Source organism: Agromyces sp. C10, from assembly GCF_023217995.1.
Classification (GTDB): domain Bacteria; phylum Actinomycetota; class Actinomycetes; order Actinomycetales; family Microbacteriaceae; genus Agromyces; species Agromyces indicus.
In genome coordinates, this window is sequence record NZ_JALPSX010000009.1 from 121,514 (window position 1) to 139,239 (window position 17,726).

The 17,726-nt window shown below is 70.7% G+C and carries 14 protein-coding genes and 1 pseudogene; 12 read left to right on the plus strand and 3 right to left on the minus strand.

Translation table 11 applies throughout. The features are described 5' to 3' along the window. Window positions 1-132 precede the first annotated feature (132 nt). A pseudogene (locus M1L56_RS16225) lies at window positions 133-1,085 on the minus strand (IS3 family transposase); the annotation flags it as partial. A gap of 510 nt (window positions 1,086-1,595) precedes the next feature. On the opposite strand from M1L56_RS16225, the gene M1L56_RS11735 reads away from it, so the two are divergent. The 10 genes from M1L56_RS11735 to M1L56_RS11780 all read left to right on the plus strand — a co-directional run bounded on the left by M1L56_RS11735 (window position 1,596) and on the right by M1L56_RS11780 (window position 11,544). After that, entirely contained in the window at window positions 1,596-3,050 is a 1,455-nt protein-coding gene (locus tag M1L56_RS11735; protein ID WP_248599369.1) for an iron-containing alcohol dehydrogenase, read from the plus strand. Beyond that, window positions 3,047-4,558, plus strand: a complete 1,512-nt coding sequence (locus tag M1L56_RS11740) for an FGGY-family carbohydrate kinase (protein ID WP_248599370.1) — start codon at window positions 3,047-3,049, stop codon at window positions 4,556-4,558. Before M1L56_RS11735 ends, M1L56_RS11740 begins: the two co-directional genes overlap by 4 nt. Beyond that, the gene (locus M1L56_RS11745) at window positions 4,555-5,424 is read left to right on the plus strand and encodes an HAD-IIA family hydrolase (RefSeq protein WP_248599371.1); all 870 of its coding nucleotides are present in this window, start codon (window positions 4,555-4,557) and stop codon (window positions 5,422-5,424) included. Before M1L56_RS11740 ends, M1L56_RS11745 begins: the two co-directional genes overlap by 4 nt. A gap of 32 nt (window positions 5,425-5,456) precedes the next feature. Then, window positions 5,457-6,440 carry a thiamine pyrophosphate-dependent dehydrogenase E1 component subunit alpha gene (locus M1L56_RS11750; RefSeq protein WP_248599372.1) on the plus strand — a complete coding sequence of 328 codons (984 nt, stop codon included), beginning with the start codon at window positions 5,457-5,459 and terminating at the stop codon, window positions 6,438-6,440. Next, window positions 6,437-7,477: an alpha-ketoacid dehydrogenase subunit beta gene (locus tag M1L56_RS11755; protein WP_248599373.1), complete on the plus strand. Its 1,041-nt coding sequence runs from the start codon at window positions 6,437-6,439 to the stop codon at window positions 7,475-7,477. Before M1L56_RS11750 ends, M1L56_RS11755 begins: the two co-directional genes overlap by 4 nt. Window positions 7,478-7,509: 32 nt before the next feature. Next, on the plus strand, window positions 7,510-7,752 hold the full coding sequence (locus M1L56_RS11760; protein WP_248599374.1) for a biotin/lipoyl-containing protein: 243 nt from the start codon (window positions 7,510-7,512) through the stop codon (window positions 7,750-7,752). 81 nt (window positions 7,753-7,833) lie between these two features. Next, entirely contained in the window at window positions 7,834-8,709 is an 876-nt protein-coding gene (locus tag M1L56_RS11765) for a class II fructose-bisphosphate aldolase (protein ID WP_248599375.1), read from the plus strand. Further along, on the plus strand, window positions 8,706-9,386 hold the full coding sequence (locus M1L56_RS11770) for a 2-oxo acid dehydrogenase subunit E2 (RefSeq protein WP_248599376.1): 681 nt from the start codon (window positions 8,706-8,708) through the stop codon (window positions 9,384-9,386). The genes M1L56_RS11765 and M1L56_RS11770 overlap by 4 nt, the downstream gene beginning before the upstream one ends. After that, window positions 9,383-10,807 (plus strand): dihydrolipoyl dehydrogenase, encoded by a 1,425-nt coding sequence (lpdA, locus tag M1L56_RS11775; RefSeq protein ID WP_248599377.1) that lies wholly within the window; start codon window positions 9,383-9,385, stop codon window positions 10,805-10,807. The genes M1L56_RS11770 and lpdA overlap by 4 nt, the downstream gene beginning before the upstream one ends. After that, window positions 10,804-11,544, plus strand: a complete 741-nt coding sequence (locus tag M1L56_RS11780) for a lipoate--protein ligase family protein (protein WP_248599378.1) — start codon at window positions 10,804-10,806, stop codon at window positions 11,542-11,544. The genes lpdA and M1L56_RS11780 overlap by 4 nt, the downstream gene beginning before the upstream one ends. Window positions 11,545-11,606: 62 nt before the next feature. On the opposite strand, the gene M1L56_RS11785 is transcribed toward M1L56_RS11780, so the two are convergent. Together M1L56_RS11785 and glpD are read right to left on the minus strand one after the other, a co-directional pair. Next, entirely contained in the window at window positions 11,607-13,136 is a 1,530-nt protein-coding gene (locus tag M1L56_RS11785; RefSeq protein ID WP_248599379.1) for a glycerol kinase GlpK, read from the minus strand. 28 nt (window positions 13,137-13,164) lie between these two features. Continuing rightward, the gene (glpD, locus tag M1L56_RS11790; protein WP_248599380.1) at window positions 13,165-14,817 is read right to left on the minus strand and encodes a glycerol-3-phosphate dehydrogenase; all 1,653 of its coding nucleotides are present in this window, start codon (window positions 14,815-14,817) and stop codon (window positions 13,165-13,167) included. A gap of 227 nt (window positions 14,818-15,044) precedes the next feature. Here glpD and M1L56_RS11795 point away from each other — a divergent pair, with 227 nt between their 5' ends. Further along, window positions 15,045-16,034, plus strand: coding sequence for a sugar-binding transcriptional regulator (locus M1L56_RS11795; protein WP_248599381.1), 990 nt, complete (start codon window positions 15,045-15,047; stop codon window positions 16,032-16,034). A 414-nt stretch (window positions 16,035-16,448) separates the two neighbouring features. Continuing rightward, window positions 16,449-17,687: an epoxide hydrolase family protein gene (locus M1L56_RS11800; protein ID WP_248599382.1), complete on the plus strand. Its 1,239-nt coding sequence runs from the start codon at window positions 16,449-16,451 to the stop codon at window positions 17,685-17,687. The last annotated feature ends 39 nt before the right edge of the window (window positions 17,688-17,726 follow it).

A 17,726-nucleotide genomic window follows, 5' to 3' on the forward strand; every position in this document is an offset into this window, starting at 1 on the left:
GCGCCCGATCCGCACGCCACTGCCGACGCGCACCCTCGGGCACATCGCTGGTCTTCCTGCTCCAGTCCGCCGTCGCCATCCTTGACCACCTCCGAAGTCGAGGTGTTGCGACGATCGGTTGAATCCGCCAACACTGCCCGCATCCGTGTGGTGGGTCAGCCCGGCGAACCCGGCCGTGCCCTCCCGGCGACGGGTCCACAACGCCATCTCGAGGCAATCCAGCACGAGCGGCGTCGTCATCGACGTGGCGGCCCGCCAGCCGAGGATGCGGCGGGAGTGCGCGTCGAACACGAACGCGACGTACACCCACCCGGACCACGTCCACACGTACGTGAAGTCGGCCACCCACAGCTGGTTCGTGCGGAACCGTCGGAAGTGCCGGTCGACGAGGTCAGCCGGCCTGGTTTCCCGCGGATCCACATCGGCGGGGTGTCTGCGTTTGCCGCGCACGACGCCGCCGATGCCGAGCTCGCGCATGAGTCGTTCGACGGTGCACCGGGCGATGTCGTGCCCGTTGCGGCGCAGCCGGAGCCAGAGCTTGCGGGCACCGAGCCGACGGTGATGCTGCTGCCACGTGGTCAGGATGATCGGCTTCCACCGCTCGTCGGACACCTCCCGCGCGGACGGCGTGCGATTGCGGGCGTCGTAGTAGGTCAATGGGGCGATGCTGCAGCCGTGCTGGGTGAGCACGGCGCAGATCGACTCGACACCCCACCGGAGCCCACCGTCGGTACGGTCCTTGTGCTCCCGGATGAACGCGACTACCGCTGCTGTGGCCGGTCGAGCTCGGCCGCGAAGAAAGCCGAAGCCGCCTTCAAGATCTCGTTAGCTCGCCGCAACTCGGCGTTCTCCCGCCGCAACCGCTTGAGCTCTTCAGCGGCCTCGCTGGTGACGCCGGGCCGGACGCCGGCGTCGACCTGATGCCGGCGCATCCAGGTGCGCACCGTTTCCGGAGAGCCGATGCCGAGCATCTGCGCCACCGCGGCCATCGCCTGGTACTCGCTCGGATAATCCGGCCGCACCTCGACGACCATCCGGACCGCGCGCTCACGAAGCTCACGCGGATACTTGCCGGGACGTGCCATGAAGACGATCCTTCCAAGGAATTCCGTCTCCGGACACGCCGGGGGGACTCACTCTCCCCGTGCCGGGGTTCCGGGGGACGGGGTTGAGTTCGATCGCGCCCGGAGGCTGGCGCCGCGATCGCGCAGCTAGCGAAGGTGAGCACCGTTCGCAGTCGAGCGACCGAGCCGGTCCGACATCGTGATGACCAATGTGTCACCACGTCGCGCGATCGAGCTGTAGTGGTGAGCTGCTCGTGCGCGCTCCGGATGTCTCATATCCGACCTTGACTACCCGGACCCTACCGGCGACACAGGCGCGCGGCCCGATTCGCCCTCAGTGCCAATGCCGATGCCGGCGACGCCCGGCGGCGGAACCGCGTCGGACGGCCAGGCACGCGCTCCCCTCGATCGCGGTGGCTTGACATGTGTTCGCGAGCTTCGTATGCTCTCGACCAGCGAATGGCCATTCGCTCTCTGAATAGAAATTTCGGTGACGCAGATTCGCGTCGCCCCGAGCGAGAGCGACCAAAGATGAATCGCTTCGGCTCCATCACGGACCCGACGGACCTCGACGCCCTGCGTGCGGTCATCTCGGCGAGCGACGGCGCAGACTCGCTCGTTCCGCTCGGGATGCGCCGGCTCGAGATCTCGCCGGCGGCGTCATCGTACGCAGCGGACCAGGTCCGCCGCCTCCTCGAGGACCGAGGGGCGGGGACGAAGGATGCGCGTGTCCTGCTCCTCGGCGACGCGACCCTCATCCGCCGGGGCGGCGAGGACCTCAAGGGATCCGTCGCGGCCCAGCTCGAGAAGGCCGGTTTCGACGTCGTGCGGCTCGTTCTCGGCACGCCCGGACATTCGCTCCACGCCGACGAGTCTGCTCTACAGGAGGCTGCCTCGGCTGCCTCCGGCATGGACGTCGTCGTCGTCGTGGGCAGCGGTACGGTCACCGACATCGGCAAGGTCGCGACCGACCGGGCCGGCGGCATCCCCCTCGTCGTGGTTCAGACGGCAGCGAGCGTCGACGGTTTCACCGACAACGTCTCGGTCGTGCTCTCGAGCGGGGTCAAGCGCACCATCCCCTCGCGGTGGCCCGACGCGGTCCTCGCCGACACCGTCACCATCGCCACGGCCCCGACCGAACTGAACACGGCGGGCTTCGGCGAGCTGCTCTCCCTCTTCACGGCCCCGGCCGACTGGCGGCTCGCCGCGCTCGCCGGACTCGACGCGACCTTCCACCCGACACCCCGCGACCTCTTGCTGGCGTTCGCCGGCGACCCCAGCGAGTGGAGCGCGGGCCTCAGCGACGGCGAGCCGGCCCCGGTCGAACAGCTCACGCGCGTCCTCGCCATTCGCGGCATCGGCACAGGGATCGCCGGCACCACCGCCTGCCTCTCCGGGGTCGAGCATCTCGTGAGCCACATGCTCGACATGCACGCCGCGGCCCGCGGACTGCCGACGGGCCTGCACGGCGCACAGGTGGGTGCGGCCTCCGTCGTCGCCGCGGCCACCTGGGAGCACTTTGCTGCTCGCGCCGCCGTCGAGGCGCCGGTGCTCGCACCACTCGACCTAGTCGCCGCCGAGGCCGAGGTGCTTCGCACGTTCGCCCATCTCGACCCCACGGGTCGGCTCGGCGCCGAGTGCTGGTCCGACTGCGAGCGGAAGCTCCGGGCCATCGACGCGCAGCGCGAGCGCATCGCGGCGCTCCTCGCCGACGTGCCGGGCCTGTTCGGCGATGCGGCCTCGTCGCTCGCCACGCCCGATGCGCTGGCCGGGTCGCTCCGCGACGCGGGCGCGGCCGCGGGGCCTGACGAACTCAGCCCGTGGATCGACGACGACCTATGGCGCTGGGCCGTCGCCGGGTGCCATCGCATGCGCAACCGCTTCACGATCGTCGACCTGCTCGACCTCCTGGGCTGGTGGAGCGACGACGACGTCGACTGGGTCCTGTCCCGGGCGCGAACGGCCGGCGAGGGGGTGCGCGCATGAACGCCGACCTCGTTCTCGCGGTGGACTGCTCGACGACCGGCGCGAAGGCCATCGTGTGGGATGCCGGCGGCGCGCGCGTGGGCGAGGGCCGTGCCCCGCTCGAGCTCAGCGTGCCGGCCGCAGGCTACGGCGAGCAGGATCCGCGCGACTGGTGGACCGCGACCTCGGCCGCGATCCGCGGCGCCGTGGCCACGATCGACGTCGCGCGCATCGCCGCCCTCGCCGTGACCCATCAGCGCGAGACCTTCGCCTGCCTTGACGAGCACGGCGACGCCATCCGGCCGGCCATGCTGTGGCTCGACTCGCGCGCCGGCGCCGAGGTCGAGCAATACGGCACCCCGAGGGTGCACCGCCTGACCGGCAAGCCGGTCAACCCGACGCCGGGATGGTACAAGCTGCTCTGGATCGCCCGGCACGAGCCATGGGTGCTCGAGGCGACCCGCCATGTCGTCGACGTGCACGCGTACCTCGTGCACCGGCTGACCGGCCTGTGGGCGACCTCGACGGCGAGCGCCGATCCACTCGGGCTCGTCGACCTCTCGACGGGGGACTGGAGCGACGAGCTGCTGGGTGCGGTGGGCCTCGACCGCCGTGCGCTTCCCGCGCTCCACCAGCCCGGCGACCGCATCGGCGCGCTGAAGCCCGCGGCCGCCGGTGAGCTCGGGCTCCCGTCCGGGCTCCCGATCATCGCCGGTGCCGGCGACGGCCAGTGCGCGGGCCTCGGGGCGGGCATCGCCGAGCCCGGGCGCGCCTACCTGAACCTCGGCACCGGGCTCATCGCGGGGACCGTCAACCGCGAATACGAGCCGAGCTCGGCGTACCGCGCCCTCGTCGGGGCTGTGCCGGGCACGTTCGACTACGAACTCTTCATCGGCGCGGGCACCTACATGGTGAACTGGTTCGCCGACACGATCCTCGGGTCGTCGGGCGACGGGGGGAACTCGCCCGACGGCTTTGAGCAGTACTGGGAGGCTCGCGCCGCCCGGATCGCTCCCGGCAGCGACGGCCTCGTCGTCGTGCCGTACTGGAACGGCGCCCTCACGCCGTACTGGGACCACCACGCCGGCGGCGTGATGGTCGGGTTCGCGGGCGTCCACGGCCGAGCTCACATCTACCGCGCCATCCTCGAGGGCATCGCCTTCGAGCTGCGTCTGTGCGTCGAGGAGGCCGAGCGCCACCAGGTCGAGCCGGTCGCCGAGTTCGTCGCCATGGGAGGCGGGTCGCACAGCCCCTTCTGGTGCCAGCTCATTGCCGACATCGTCGGGCGGACGGTGATCATCGCCGGACAGGACGAGGCGACCTCTCTCGGTGCGGGCATCCTCGCCGCCGCCGGCGTCGGCGTCCACCCGGACATCCTGACGGCGGCCGCGGCGATGACGACGCTCGGTGCCCGGTTCGAGCCCGACGAGGTGTCGGCCCGCCGGTACGACGCGTACTACGACGCGTACCGGGCTGTGTACCCAGCCCTGCGTCCGGTGTTCCCCCTCCTGAGGGGAGCCGCGGCATGACCACGCTCCTCGACCGCGACCTTGAGGCCCGGCTCGCCGCGCCTCTTCGGCGCTATTCCGCCTACCTGTTCGACCTGGACGGCACGATCTACCTCGGCGACGAGCTCCTGCCGGGTGCCGCGGACCTCCTCGCCGGCATCCGCAGCACGGGCGCGCGCATCGTGTTCCTCTCGAACAATCCGACGCGCGACCCGGAGATGTACCTCGCGAAGCTGCGCGGTCTGGGCGTGGAGGTCGAACTCGGCGACATCGTCAACACGGTGGTGAGCACCGTGGCGTGGCTGCGGACCAACCACCCCGACGCGACCGTCTTCCCGATCGCCGAGGCCCCCCTCGTGCGCGCCCTCGAGGCCGCCGGCATCCGCATCTCGGACGACCCGGCCGAGATCGACATCGTGATCGCGAGCTACGACCGGGAGTTCGACTACCGCAAGCTCCAGATCGCCTTCGACGCGATCTGGCATCACCGCCGGGCGTTCCTCATCACGACCAACCCCGACCGGTACTGCCCGTACCCCGGTGGGCGCGGCGAGCCGGATGCCGCCGCCGTGACCGCGGCCATCGAGGCGGCCACCGGCGTCACTTGCCGCGTCAACGCGGGCAAGCCGGATCGCGTAATGATCGACACACTCGGCGTCGACCTGGCCGACGCCATCATGGTCGGCGACCGGCTCGCCACCGACATCCGGATGGCCGTCAACGCCGGCATCGACTCGGCGCTCGTTCTCACGGGAGACAGCGGCGTCGACGACGTGCGCGAGACCCCGCCGGAGTACCGCCCGACCTACATCCTCGACCGGATCGACCGGCTGCTGCCCGCGGCCGGAGACCGCTCCGGTCCCGACCCGATCGCTCAGAGAACATGACCGGCGACCAGCCGGAGAAGGGGGATCCTCGCATGGAGGCCCTGTCCACCGAGACGAAGCTCGAGATGCAGCGACGGATGCTGCGCATCCGCGCCTTCGACGAGCGAGCGTCCAAGATGGTCAAGCGCGGCCACATCCCCGGCACGGTGCACACCAGCATCGGGCAGGAGGCCCAGGTGGTCGGCGCCACGATGGCGTTGCGCGACGGCGACTACATGACCGGCAACCACCGCAGCCACGGCCACCCAATCGGCAAGGGTTCACCGCTCGGGCCGCTCATGGCCGAGCTCGTCGGCAAGGCGACGGGCGTCTGCAAGGGCAAGGGCGGATCGCTCCACCTCGCGGACTTCTCCGTCGGCAGCCTCGGCGAGTCCGGCATCGTCGGCTCGAGCATCCCGATCGCGATGGGCGCCGCGCTGAGCGCCAGCGTGCGCGGGACCGACCAGGTGGCGCTCGCCTTCTTCGGCGACGGTGCCGCGAACCAGGGCGTGCTGTACGAGTCGATGAACCTCTCGGGCGTATGGAAGCTGCCCGTGGTGTTCCTCTGCGAGAACAACCAGTACGCGCTCAGCACGCCCGCGCACACCGTGACTTCCGGCGTCATCGCCGAGCGTGCTGCCGGGTTCGGCATGCCGGGCGTCCGCGTCGAGGAGGGCCAGGATGTGCTCGCCGTGCATGCTGCGGTGTCCGAGGCCGCCGAGCTCGCCCGCTCGGGCGGCGGTCCGAGCCTCGTCGAGGTCGTGACCTACCGCTACAACGAGCACTCGGAGGGTCTGCGGCTCGGCACCGACTACCGTCCGGCGGACGAGCGCGAAGCTTGGCTGAAGAAGGACCCCATCGTGCTCTTCCGCGAGCACCTCCAGGGCATCGGCGTCGGCGCCGCCAACCTCGACGCGCTCGAGGCCGAGGTGCTGCAGGAGGTCGACGACGCCGTCGCCTTCACCGACGCCAGCCCCTACCCCGACCCCTCGGTCGCCTTCGACGACCTCTACACCGACACGGAGTACGCAGCATGACCGTCATGAGCTACCTCGGCGCGATCGGCGCCGCACAGCGCGAGGCGATGGACGCCGACGAGCGCGTGATCATCTTCGGCGAGGACGTCGAAGCGAACGTCTATGGCACGACCGGCGGCGGCAAGACCCGCACCGACAAGGGCGACTTCGTCCAGATGTACGGGCACAACCGCATCCGCAACACGCCGATCTCGGAGGAGAGCATGGTCGGCGCGGCCGCGGGTGCCGCGATGACCGGGCTGCGACCGATCGTCGATCTGTCGTACTCGAGCTTCCTCTACATGGCCATGGACCAGTTCGTGAACCAGGTCGCCAAGAACCGGTACATGTTCGGCGGGCAGGCCTCGATGCCGGTGGTCTTCCGCTCGGCGATGTTCTACGGCCTGAACACCGGCGCCCACCACTCGGACCGCCCGTACCCGATGTTCATGAACGTGCCGGGTCTGAAGATCATCGCGCCGGCGACGCCCTCCGACGCGAAGGGCCTGCTGCGCTCCGCGATCGACTCCGACGACCCTGTCCTCACCTTCGAGGCCTGCATCCTGTGGGGCGCGAAGGAGGACGTGCCGGAGGACGAGTTCTGGATCCCGCTCGGGCAGGCCCGGGTGGCGCGCGAGGGCACCGACGTCACCGTCGTCGCGATCTCGAGCTCGGTGCCCGAGTCGCTCGCGACGGCCGAGGAGCTCGCCGCCGAGGGGCTCTCGGTCGAGGTCATCGACCCGCGCACACTCGTGCCGCTCGACCGGGACGCCATCCTGCGTTCGGTCGCGAAAACCGGCCGTCTCGTCGTCGCGGAGCCGGCCCACCGCACCTGCGGCGCCGCCGCCGAGATCAGCGCCCTGGTCTCGGAGGAGGTGTTCGACGCGCTGACGGCGCCGATCGTCCGCGTGACCGCCCCCGACATGCAGATCCCGTTCAGCCCCGCGCTCGAGAAGCAGATGTACCCGAACCGCGCGACCATCGGCGCCGCCATCCGGCGCGTGGCGGGCCTGGCCCCGGCGACGACCGAGGCCGAGCTCGCGATGGCCGAGCGATAGCTGTCACGGAACCACACGGAAGGAACACGAACATGGCACGCATCGAGGTCCTGCTGCCCCAGTGGGGCATGGGCATGAGCGAAGGCTCGATCATCGAGTGGCTGAAGGCCGTCGGCGACCCGGTCGTCGAGGACGAGCCGCTGGCCGAGGTCGAGGCGGAGAAGGTCGAGGAGACCCTCGAGGCACCCGCGACCGGCACCCTCGCCGAGATCCTCGTCGAACCGGGCGAGGCCGTCGAGGTCCGCACCGTCGTCGCAATCATCGAGACCGAGTAGGTTCCCTCGGGCGCCCGCCCGACCACCCCAGCGCGGCGACGACGACGTCCCCGCATCATCGATCCGGAAGGAGACCAGCCCATGAGCACGGTCGACCCCCGCGCCATCGTGGCCGCCGCCCGGGAGGGCGGGTACGCCGTCGGTGGCTTCAACATGCACAACCCCGAGACCACCCAGGCGCTCATCCGGGCCGCGGAGCTCGCCGAGGCGCCCGTCTTCCTCCAGATCGGGCGCGCCATCGTGCCGCACCTGGGGCTCGCCGAGGCCTACGGGATGGTGCGCCACGAACTCGACCGGTCGGGCCTGTCCGCGCCGATCCACCTCGACCACGGCACGTACGAGGAGGTGTTCGAGGCGATCCGCCTCGGCTTCGACTCGATCATGTTCGACGGCTCGCACCTCGACTTCGAGGAGAACATCGCCGCGACCCGGCACGTCGTGACGGTCGCCCAATCGTTCGGCATCCCGGTCGAGGCCGAGCTCGGCAGCATCCCCGATGCGGCGGAGTCGATCGACTGGTCGCAGCACTACACCAAGGTCGAGGAAGCCGAGCGGTTCGTCGCCGAGACCGGCGTCGACTTCCTCGCGATCTCGGCCGGCGTCATGCACGGCGTGACGGGCGCCGAGCCCCAGCCCCTCGACATCGACCGGATCCGGAAGATCCGCGACGTGACCGGCGTGCCCCTCGTCCTGCACGGGGCGTCGGGCGTCCCCGTCGACCAGCTGCAGGCGGCGATCGACGCGGGCGTCCACAAGCTGAACGCCGACACCGACCTCCGCCACGCGTTCCGGCGTGGGATCGAAGCCACCTGGGCCGCGGGCGATCGACAGCTCGAGGACGCCATGGCCGAGGGGCGGCGCCTCATGATCGACGCGACGGTCGAGAAGATTCGCCAATACGGCAGTGCCGGACGCGCGTCGGCCTCCGCCGCCGAGCCGGTCCTGGTGGCGTCGTGAGCACCGCAGCGCCGGCGCTCGCCGAGGGCGTCTCCACACCGTTGACGGGCATCCGCCGCACGGCTGCGCGGCGCATGGTGCAGGCCTGGCAGGCGCCGGTCTTCCACCTCACGGTGGAGGCCGACATGACGCACGCCCAGCAGGTCAGGACCGTCGCGCCGGGCGCCACCGTCACCGACGTGCTTGTCCGTGCGGCGGCGCGCGCGCTGATGGAGGTCCCCGAAGTCAATGCGCACGTCGGCGAGGACGAAGTGACGGTGTTCCCCAACGCACACGTCGGTATCGCCGTGGCCGGGCCCAAGGGGCTGACGGTTCCCGTCATCCACCACGCCGAGACCCTCGACCTCGCGGGGCTCGCGGAGCGACGCAGCGATGTCGTGTCCCGTGCGCGCGACGGCGCACTCACCCGGCAGGACATCACGGGCGGCACCTTCAGCATCTCGAACCTCGGCATGATGGACATCGCCCGCTTCGACGCGATACTCAACGTCCCCCAAGCCGCGATCCTCGCGGTCGGTGCCACGACCCAGCGGCACGTCATGGGGCCCGACGGTCCCGAGTGGCGGCCGATCGCCGACCTCACGCTGACCTGCGACCACCGGGCGCTCGACGGCGCGGCCGGTGCGCGGTTCCTCGCGGCGCTCATCGGGGAGCTCGCGTCCCCGCTCGGCTCGTGACCTCGGCGCCGTCGCCTGGCGGTGACGTCGAGTCGTTCGACCTCGTGGTGCTGGGCGCGGGACCCGGCGGCTACGTCGCCGCCATCCGCGCCGCTCAGCTCGGCCGGTCGGTCGCGATCATCGAGCGCGAGCACTGGGGCGGCGTGTGCCTGAACATCGGCTGCATCCCCACGAAGGCCCTCCTGCGGAACGCCGAGCTGGCTCAGCTGCTCGGCCGGCACGCGGCCGATTTCGGCGTCGTCGGGGAGATCGACCTCGACTACGGCGCCGCACTGGCGCGCAGCCGCGACGTCAGCGACGGCCGCGCCAAGGGCGTGCACTACCTCATGCGCAAGAACGGCATCACGCAGGTCCACGGTCACGGCTCGTTCGTCGACGACGAGACGATCGAGGTGCAGGACGCCGGCGACGTGCGCCGTCTCAGGTTCAGGCACGCGATTGTGGCGACCGGCTCCGAGGTGCGGATGCTGCCCGGGGTCACGCGGTCGGACCGCGTCGTGACGTACGAGGAGCAGGTCCTCGCCGACCGCGTCCCGGAGTCGATGACCATCATCGGCGCCGGGCCGATCGGCGTCGAGTTCGCCTACCTGCTCCGCTCGTTCGGAGCCGACGTCACGCTCGTCGAGGCCCTCGACCGCGTCCTCCCACTCGAGGACGCCGACGTGTCGAAGGAGATCGCGAAGCAGTTGCGTCGCATCGGCATCCGGATCGCGACGGGCGCCACCGTCACGGGAGTCGAGGAGACCGCTGCGAGCGTCACGGTCCGGTACGCGGACGCCGCCGGCACGGCCGTCGAGGTCGTCTCCGAGCGGGTCATGGTGTCGGTCGGCTTCGCGCCGCGAGTCGCCGGCTACGGGCTCGAGCGCACCGGCGTCGAGCTCACCGAGCGCGGGGCGATCGCCGTCGACGCGCTTCAGCGTACGAGCGTGCCGACGATCTTCGCGATCGGCGACGTGACGGGCCTCATGCCGCTCGCCCATGTCGCGGAGGCGCACGGCGTGGTCGCGGCGGAGGCCATCTCGGGTCTCGATCCGGCGGGCGTCGGCGACCACCGCATGATGCCGCGCGCCACGTACTGCCAGCCGCAGGCGGCGAGCTTCGGGCTCACCGAGGCGCAGGCGCGCGATGCCGTGGACGAGGTGCTCGTCGCCACGTTCCCGCTCGTCGCGAACGGCAAGGCCCATGCGCTCGGCGACAGCAGCGGATTCGTGAAACTCGTCGCCGACGCATCCAGCCGCACCCTGGTCGGCGGGCACCTCGTCGGACACGACGTGTCGGAACTCCTGCCCGAGCTGACCCTTGCGCAACGGAGCGGCCTCACGATCGACGAGCTCATCGGCAATGTGCACGCGCATCCGACGCTGAGCGAGGGCGTCCAGGAGGCGCTCCACGGCCTCGCAGGGCACATGATCAATCTGTGAACACCATCGACGAACCGGCATCCTTCATCCTGGACGCCGCGCCCCGCGCGGGGGATGCGGCGTTCGAGGACTCCCTGCGGCTCCTGCGCGCCGTCGCGGACGGCGCCCTGCGCGGCCCGGTCGTGCGCGCGTACCGGCCGCTGCGGACCGTCGCGCTCAGTCGGCGCGAGGCGAACCTGCCAGGGTTCGCCGATGCCGAGGCCGCAGCCCGCGCGCACGGCTTCGATCCCGTCGTGCGGCCCGCCGGCGGCCGCGCGGTGGCCTACGACCGGACCTGTCTCGTGGTCGACCTCGTCACCGTCGAGCCGACGGGCCTGCTCGACCATCGGGCTGCGTTCGTCGGGGCGGGGACCGCATTCGTGGACTCGCTTCGCGAGGTCGGCGTCGATGCGCGGCTCGGCCCGGTGCCGGGGGAGTACTGCCCCGGCGACTACAGCGTGAACGCGCGAGGATCGGTGAAGCTGGTGGGCACCGCCCAGCGGCGCGTGCGCGGCGCGCGCCTGCTGAGCGCCTCCCTGCCGCTCGGCGAGGTCGATGGCCTGCGGGATGTGCTCGTCGACGTCAACGCCGCGCTCGCGTTCGACTGGGATCCGGACACGTTCGGGTCGGTCCGGGCGGAGTCGCCGGGTATCGACGAGGACGCGCTCGTCGAGCGCATCGCCCGGCACCTCGTCGGGCGCACGCGTCGCCTCGACCTCGGCGAGGCGCTGAGCCTGCCGGGGGCAGCGACGCCCTGAGCGAGCGTCGCTCGTGCGGGCCGCCCGTGCGGCGGCCGTGCGACATCCGACGCACGCCCAGCTCAGGCGACCGGAACGGCAGTGCCGGTCCGGCGGCGTGCGGGAAGGGCGCGCGCGACCTCGACCGCGGCGCGCCATCCGTCGTACAGCTCGTCGCGCTCGTCAGCCGAAATCCGCGGCTCGAACCGGCGGCTGCGTTCCCAGCGCTCCCCGATCTCGTCGAGCGTCCACATTCCCACCCCGGCGCCCGCGACGTGGGCGACGCCGAGTGCCGTCCGCTCCAGCCCGCGCGGACGAGCCACCGGAATGCCGAGGATGTCGGCCTGGAACTGGCAAAGGAAATCGTTGGCCACCGCGCCGCCGTCCACCCGCAGCTCGGGGATGCGGACGCCCCCGCGCTCGAGGGCATCGATGTTGTCCCGGGTCTGGTAGGCCATCGACTCGAGTGCGGCGCGCACCACGTGCGCGGCGTGCGTGTCGAGCGTGAGCCCCACGATCGCCGCGCGGACGTCGCGGTCCCAGTACGGGTCGCAGAGCCCGGCGAACGCTGGCACGAGGTAGACGCCGCCGTTGTCATCGACGCTCTGCGCGATCGACTCCGAGCGTGAGGCGTGGGAGAGGATGCCAAGCTGGTCGCGCAACCACTGCAGGGTCTGCCCCGAATGGAAGACCACGCCTTCGGCCTCGTACGTGACGCGGTCTCCGAACTGCCAGGCCACGCTGCTCGTCATGCCGGGCATGACCTGCGGACGGTCGCCGACGTTCACGGTGAGGACCCCGGCGGTGCCGTACGTGTTCTTGGCGGAGCCCTTCGCGAGGCAGGCCTGCCCGAAGAGGCCGGCCTGCTGGTCGCCGAGGATGCCGCGGACGGGTATGGGATGGGTCATCGGCCCGGGCAGGATTCCCGGTGCGAGGTCGCCGAACCATCCGTCGGACGGTCGGATGTCGGGCAGCAGCGAGGTGGGGATTCCGAGGATCTCGCAGAACTCGTCGTCCCATCGGGCGCCCGCCAGGTCGAGGAGGGCGGTGCGCGACGCCGAGCTCGGGTCGGTCGCGTGGACCGCGCCCCCCGTGAGGTTCCACAGCAGCCAGCTGTCCACGGTTCCGACGGCGAGCCGGCCGCGCTCGGCGTCGGCGCGCACGCCCGGCACGTTCTCCAGCAGCCAGGCGATCTTGCCTGCGGAGAAGTAGGAGTCATTGCGTAGGCCGGTGCGACGACGGAACTCGGGGTCGAAGCCCGACTCCGACCATTCGCGCACGATGTCGTCGGTCTGCTTCGACATCCACATGACGGCGTTGTGCACGGGACGACCGGTCGCCCGGTCCCAGATCACACTCGTCTCGCGGTGGGTCGTGAGGCCGATCGCGGCGATGTCGGCTGCGGTGGCACCGGCACTCACCATCGTGCGAGCGATCGAGCGCTCGAGCGCACCCCAGAGCTCGGCGGGGTCGAGCTCGACCCAGTCCGGTCGCGGGAAGATGGGCGAGATCGGCTCCGACGACTCGGCGACCGTCTCTCCGCGCTCATCCACGAGGACGGCTCGGGCGCTGCTCGATCCCTCGTCGAGCGCCAGGACGTATCGACCGGTCATGAGTCCGCCGGCTCGCGGGGCCCGCGGGTCATCCGGACACCGACTCGGCCGTGGGCACGCGCAGGTGATCGAGCCAGCGCTCGTACTCCGCGACTTGGGCGCGCCGCTCGTCGGCGTCCCAGCCGAGTCGATCGCCCAGGATCTCCGCGGCGCGCGTCGCGCCCCGCAACCCGTGGCTCGGCTCGAACGCGAGGAGCGTCCGGCGGGCGAAGACGTCGGCGAGGGTCCGCGCGAACTCCTCCTCGACGGCGAGGACGAGCTCTGCGGCGACCGCCGGGCTGTCCGGGTCGAAGCGCTCGCCGAGCGTGGAATCCGATGCGGCCAGCTCGGCCACGCGGGCGGCGCGAACGCCGTACAGCCCGAGGAGGCGCTCGGCGGTCTCCTTCGAGAACCCGCTGGTCTGCACGAAGGCGCGGCGGAATCCGTCGAGGTCCGCTGACCTCGCCCCGGGGAACGGCTGCTCCTTCGAGACGGTGCGGCCGCGTCGGCCGAGTTGCTTCATCACGGTGTCGACCGCGTCCTCGGCGAGCTGGCGATAGGTCGTCAGCTTCCCGCCGACGATCGACAGGAGGCCGGGACGTCCCGTCGCGGCGTGATCGTGCACGATGTGGCTCCTCGGGATCCGCCACTCCGGGACGCCGGGAACGTACGGCAGGGGTCGGACGCCGCTGTAGGTGTAGAGGACGTCGTCGAGCGTGAGGTTCGCCTCGGGCATCAGGGCGTTCGCCTCGGAGAGCAGGTAGTCGATCTCGTCGGACTCAGCGCGGGCGGCGTCGGGATCCTGATCGAAGAGACGGTCGGTGCAGCCGATGAGGTACCGCCCCATCCAGGGAATCACCAGCACCAGGCGCCCGTCGGACTGCGACTCGTAGTACACGACGTCCGTGGGGGCACCCGGGAACGGGTCGACGATGATGTGGCTGCCCTTCGAGCCGCCGATCAGGCGCGGCGCACGGCTCGCGGGCACGGCTCCGCCCTCGGCGGAGTCCTTCGCGACGGTGTCGACCCAGGGTCCGGCAGCGTTCACGACGATCGCGGCGCGGAGTTCCCCGCGTTCGCCGTGACGGTCGACAGTCCGCACCCCAACGACGCGCCCGCCCTCGATGACGAGGCCCTCGACGCGGGTGTGGGTGATCACGTCGGCACCGGCCCCGGACGCGGCGATCGCGAGCTCCACGCAGAGGCGCTCGGCGTACTCGACCTGCCCGTCGGTGAAGAGAGCGGCGCCGCTCAGGCCGCGCTCCTCCATCCCGGTGAATCGGCGTCGGACCGCGGGCGTGGGGAGGATCCGGTGCCAGGCGACCGACTTGTCGAACGACAGGATGTCGTACGCGAGCATGCCGAGCCGGATCATCCACGACGGCCGCCGATTGCGGGCGTAGAAGGGCATGATGAGCCGTACCGGCTTCACGAGGTGGGGTGCCAGGCGGAACAGGCGCTCGCGCTCTCGAAGCGATTCGCGCACGAGCGGGATGTCGCCGTGCTCGAGGTACCGAAGTCCGCCGTGGACGAGCCGGCCGGACCAGGCCGAGACCCCGCTGCACAGGTCCTCCTGCTCCACGATGGCGACGTGGAGGCCGCGCTCTGCGGCATCTCGGGCGATGCCGAGGCCGTTGATGCCGGCGCCGACGACGATGAGGTCGTAGGGCGCTGCGGCGCGGTGCTCAGGTCGCCCGGCCATGCGGCTTCTCCTTCGAAACTCGACTGCATCCATATGCGAGCAGGGAATGAAAATGCAAGCTATTTGGAATGGTAGGTCGACGGATGCTCTCTGTCAAGTCGGCCGCGCGCTCGCGGGCGACAGGCCCGGCGGCGCGCGCTCGCATGGCCTCCCGCGCAATGTGCGAACGGTGACGAGGCATGCGAAGATTGAATGAATATGTTCTCTCCCGAATGGATGGGGGCCTCATGGCTGCGGTGACCGGCGACCTGGACCACCTGCGCGTGATGACCAAGGTCGCGCGGCTGTACCACGTGCACGGCATGCGGCAGACCGAGATCGCGAAGGCGCTCGGGGTCTCGCAGGCGCGTGTCTCCCGCCTGCTCAGCGCCGCCGAAGCCGCCGGAATCGTCCGGACCGTCGTGGTCGTGCCCGACGGGCTCAACGCCGATCTCGAGGAGCAGTTGGAGCGGACGTACGGGCTTCTCGAGGCGCACGTCGTCGAAGCGGCCGCGGCCGACGAGTCCCGTCTGACCGACGACCTGGGGCATGCGGTGGCGTCCATCGTCGAGGTCCTGCCCCTCGACGACTCGGTCATCGGGTTCACGTCGTGGAGCCGATCGCTGCGCGCGATGGCCGCCGAACTGCGGCCTGGTCCTCGTTCGGCCGCGACCAGCGTGGTCGAGATGCTCGGCGGAGTCGGGCCGCCTGCGCTCCAGCAGGAGGCCACCGTGGCGACCCAGCGCCTGGCGCGGGTCGCGGGCGCCGAGCCGCGATTCCTCCGCGTCCCCGGGGTGGTGTCCTCGCCAGAGGTCCGCGACGCGATCCTCGCGGGCGACTCGAACGCGCGGGCGGCCCTGGCCGAACTCGACGAGATGGACATCGCCCTCGTCGGCATCGGTCATTGCGGGATCGTGCCCCCGCTGGAGGCCGGCGACAACTTCTTCAGCGAGGAGCAGTTCGCCCGGGCCCTCGAACTCGGTGCCGTCGGCCAGGTGAACCTCCGCTTCATCGACGCCGAGGGTCGACCGGTGCCCTCCGAGCTCGACGAGCTCGTAATCGGCGTGACCCTCGAACAGCTGCAGCGCGCGCCCCGACGGATCGGCGTCGCGGGCGGTCCCAGCAAATACGAGGCCATCCGCGCGGCCCTCGCGGGCGGTTGGGTCAACGTGCTCGTCACCGACACGGCGACGGCTGAGTACCTGCTCGCTCCGCACGGGGCGTCGTCGGCGACGTGAGGCGCGCGTGGCCGAGTGACCCCGGCGGGGTTGGGTCGACCACGACCTGCGCCTGACGGATGCCTTGTGGGGTGGCGAACCGGTTGCGCGTGGTTCCGGCGCAACCCAGCGCAGTACCGAGCCGCCCCTGAGCCGCGACAGGGCTGCCGCAGTGGCGGCGGCCCGAGCCTTCCTCCCAGCGACGCCGCCGGCAGGCGGCTGCTTCGGCTCGTCATGCCGTGACGCAGACTGACACGGTCCTCGTCGCGCGCTCCGGCTCCCTGTTCGGGGGCGCCGGACCGATACCGCCGCCCCGCCGGGTCGTTCCCGTGCGATGTGTTGACATTCGCGTCCGCGGCGCTTACGGTATAGCCAATCAGTTGCTGAATAGACATTCATAGCACGGTGCACCGGATGAACGAGGAGGTTCTCCCGATGTCGACCCACCCCCAGGTGACGTCGTTCACGATCCACATCCCCGACGAGCAGCTCGACGACATGATGGATCGGCTGAGGCGCACGCGCTTCCCCGAGGACTTCGAGAACGACGACTGGCGCTACGGGTACAACACGGCCTATCACCGCACCCTCGTCGACTACTGGATCAACGAGTACGACTGGCGCGACGTCGAGCGGCGCATGAACGAGCTGCCGCATTTCAAGGTTGACCTCATGGGCGTGCCGCTCCACTTCATCCACGTGAAGGGCAAGGGCGACAACCCCATGCCACTCCTGCTGCACCATGGCTGGCCCTGGACCTTCTGGGATGTCCGCAAGGTGATCGAACCCCTGACCGACCCAGAGAAGTTCGGCGGCAGGGCCGAGGACTCCTTCGACGTGGTGCTCATCTCGTTGCCCGGCTACGGCTTCTCATCGCCGCTCACGGAGACCGGCTGGAACTTCTGGCACACCGCCGATCTCGAGAATGCCCTGATGAAGGACGTGCTCGGCTACGAGAAGTACGCCACGGCCGGCGGTGACTGGGGAGCGTTGATCGCGCAGCAGCACGGTCACAAGTACGAGAAGGACGTCATCGGCGTCTACACGCACTTCCCGGCGCAGATGAGCCACTACCTCCCCTCGCACCCCGACCAGCCGGCGGGCGTCGAGTTCGATCCGATCCTCGGCCTCCCGGCCGCGTCGGAGTACACCGAGGAGGAGGCAGGCTGGTTCGAGCGCGGGAAGCTCTTCGTCGAGAACGAGAGCGGGTACGGCGAGATCCAGCTCACCAAGCCGCAGACCCTGGCCGCCCTCGTCGCGGACTCGCCAGCGGCCCAGCTCGCCTGGATTACCGAGAAGCGCTACTTCTGGGGTCTCGCGGAGCGCGGGGTCGGCACCGAGGCGTTCGAGCGGGTGTGGCCCAAGGAGGACCTCATCACGACGGCGGCCGTCTACTTCCTGACCAACACGGGCGGGACCTCCTCCCGGTACTACTGGGAGTGTCGCGGCAACCCATGGACCCCGAGCCACGATCGGTTCCCGGTCGTCGGCGTGCCCACCGCGGTCTCGATCTACCCCGGTGAGATCTACAAGCCGCCGTTCACCTGGACCGAGAAGTACTTCAACGTCCAGCAGTACCGCGTGCACTCCGACGGCGGCCACTTCGCGCCGCTCGAAGTGCCCGACACCTACGTGACCGACGTGCGGGACTTCTTCCGAACCCTGCGCGACTGAGCCTGCCCGGCCACGAGCCGGTCGAGCTGCGCACCGCGG

Excerpts from the sequence above, each read along its gene's own strand:
- M1L56_RS11795 (WP_248599381.1), top strand. The coding sequence starts at position 15,045 with ATGGCTGCGGTGACCGGCGACCTGGACCACCTGCGCGTGATGACCAAG.
- M1L56_RS11760 (WP_248599374.1), top strand. The coding sequence starts at position 7,510 with ATGGCACGCATCGAGGTCCTGCTGCCCCAGTGGGGCATGGGCATGAGC.
- M1L56_RS11785 (WP_248599379.1), bottom strand. The coding sequence starts at position 13,136 with ATGACCGGTCGATACGTCCTGGCGCTCGACGAGGGATCGAGCAGCGCC.
- M1L56_RS11745 (WP_248599371.1), top strand. The coding sequence starts at position 4,555 with ATGACCACGCTCCTCGACCGCGACCTTGAGGCCCGGCTCGCCGCGCCT.
- glpD (WP_248599380.1), bottom strand. The coding sequence starts at position 14,817 with ATGGCCGGGCGACCTGAGCACCGCGCCGCAGCGCCCTACGACCTCATC.
- M1L56_RS11735 (WP_248599369.1), top strand. The coding sequence starts at position 1,596 with ATGAATCGCTTCGGCTCCATCACGGACCCGACGGACCTCGACGCCCTG.
- M1L56_RS11800 (WP_248599382.1), top strand. The coding sequence starts at position 16,449 with ATGTCGACCCACCCCCAGGTGACGTCGTTCACGATCCACATCCCCGAC.
- M1L56_RS11765 (WP_248599375.1), top strand. The coding sequence starts at position 7,834 with ATGAGCACGGTCGACCCCCGCGCCATCGTGGCCGCCGCCCGGGAGGGC.
- M1L56_RS11755 (WP_248599373.1), top strand. The coding sequence starts at position 6,437 with ATGACCGTCATGAGCTACCTCGGCGCGATCGGCGCCGCACAGCGCGAG.
- M1L56_RS11750 (WP_248599372.1), top strand. The coding sequence starts at position 5,457 with ATGGAGGCCCTGTCCACCGAGACGAAGCTCGAGATGCAGCGACGGATG.
- M1L56_RS11740 (WP_248599370.1), top strand. The coding sequence starts at position 3,047 with ATGAACGCCGACCTCGTTCTCGCGGTGGACTGCTCGACGACCGGCGCG.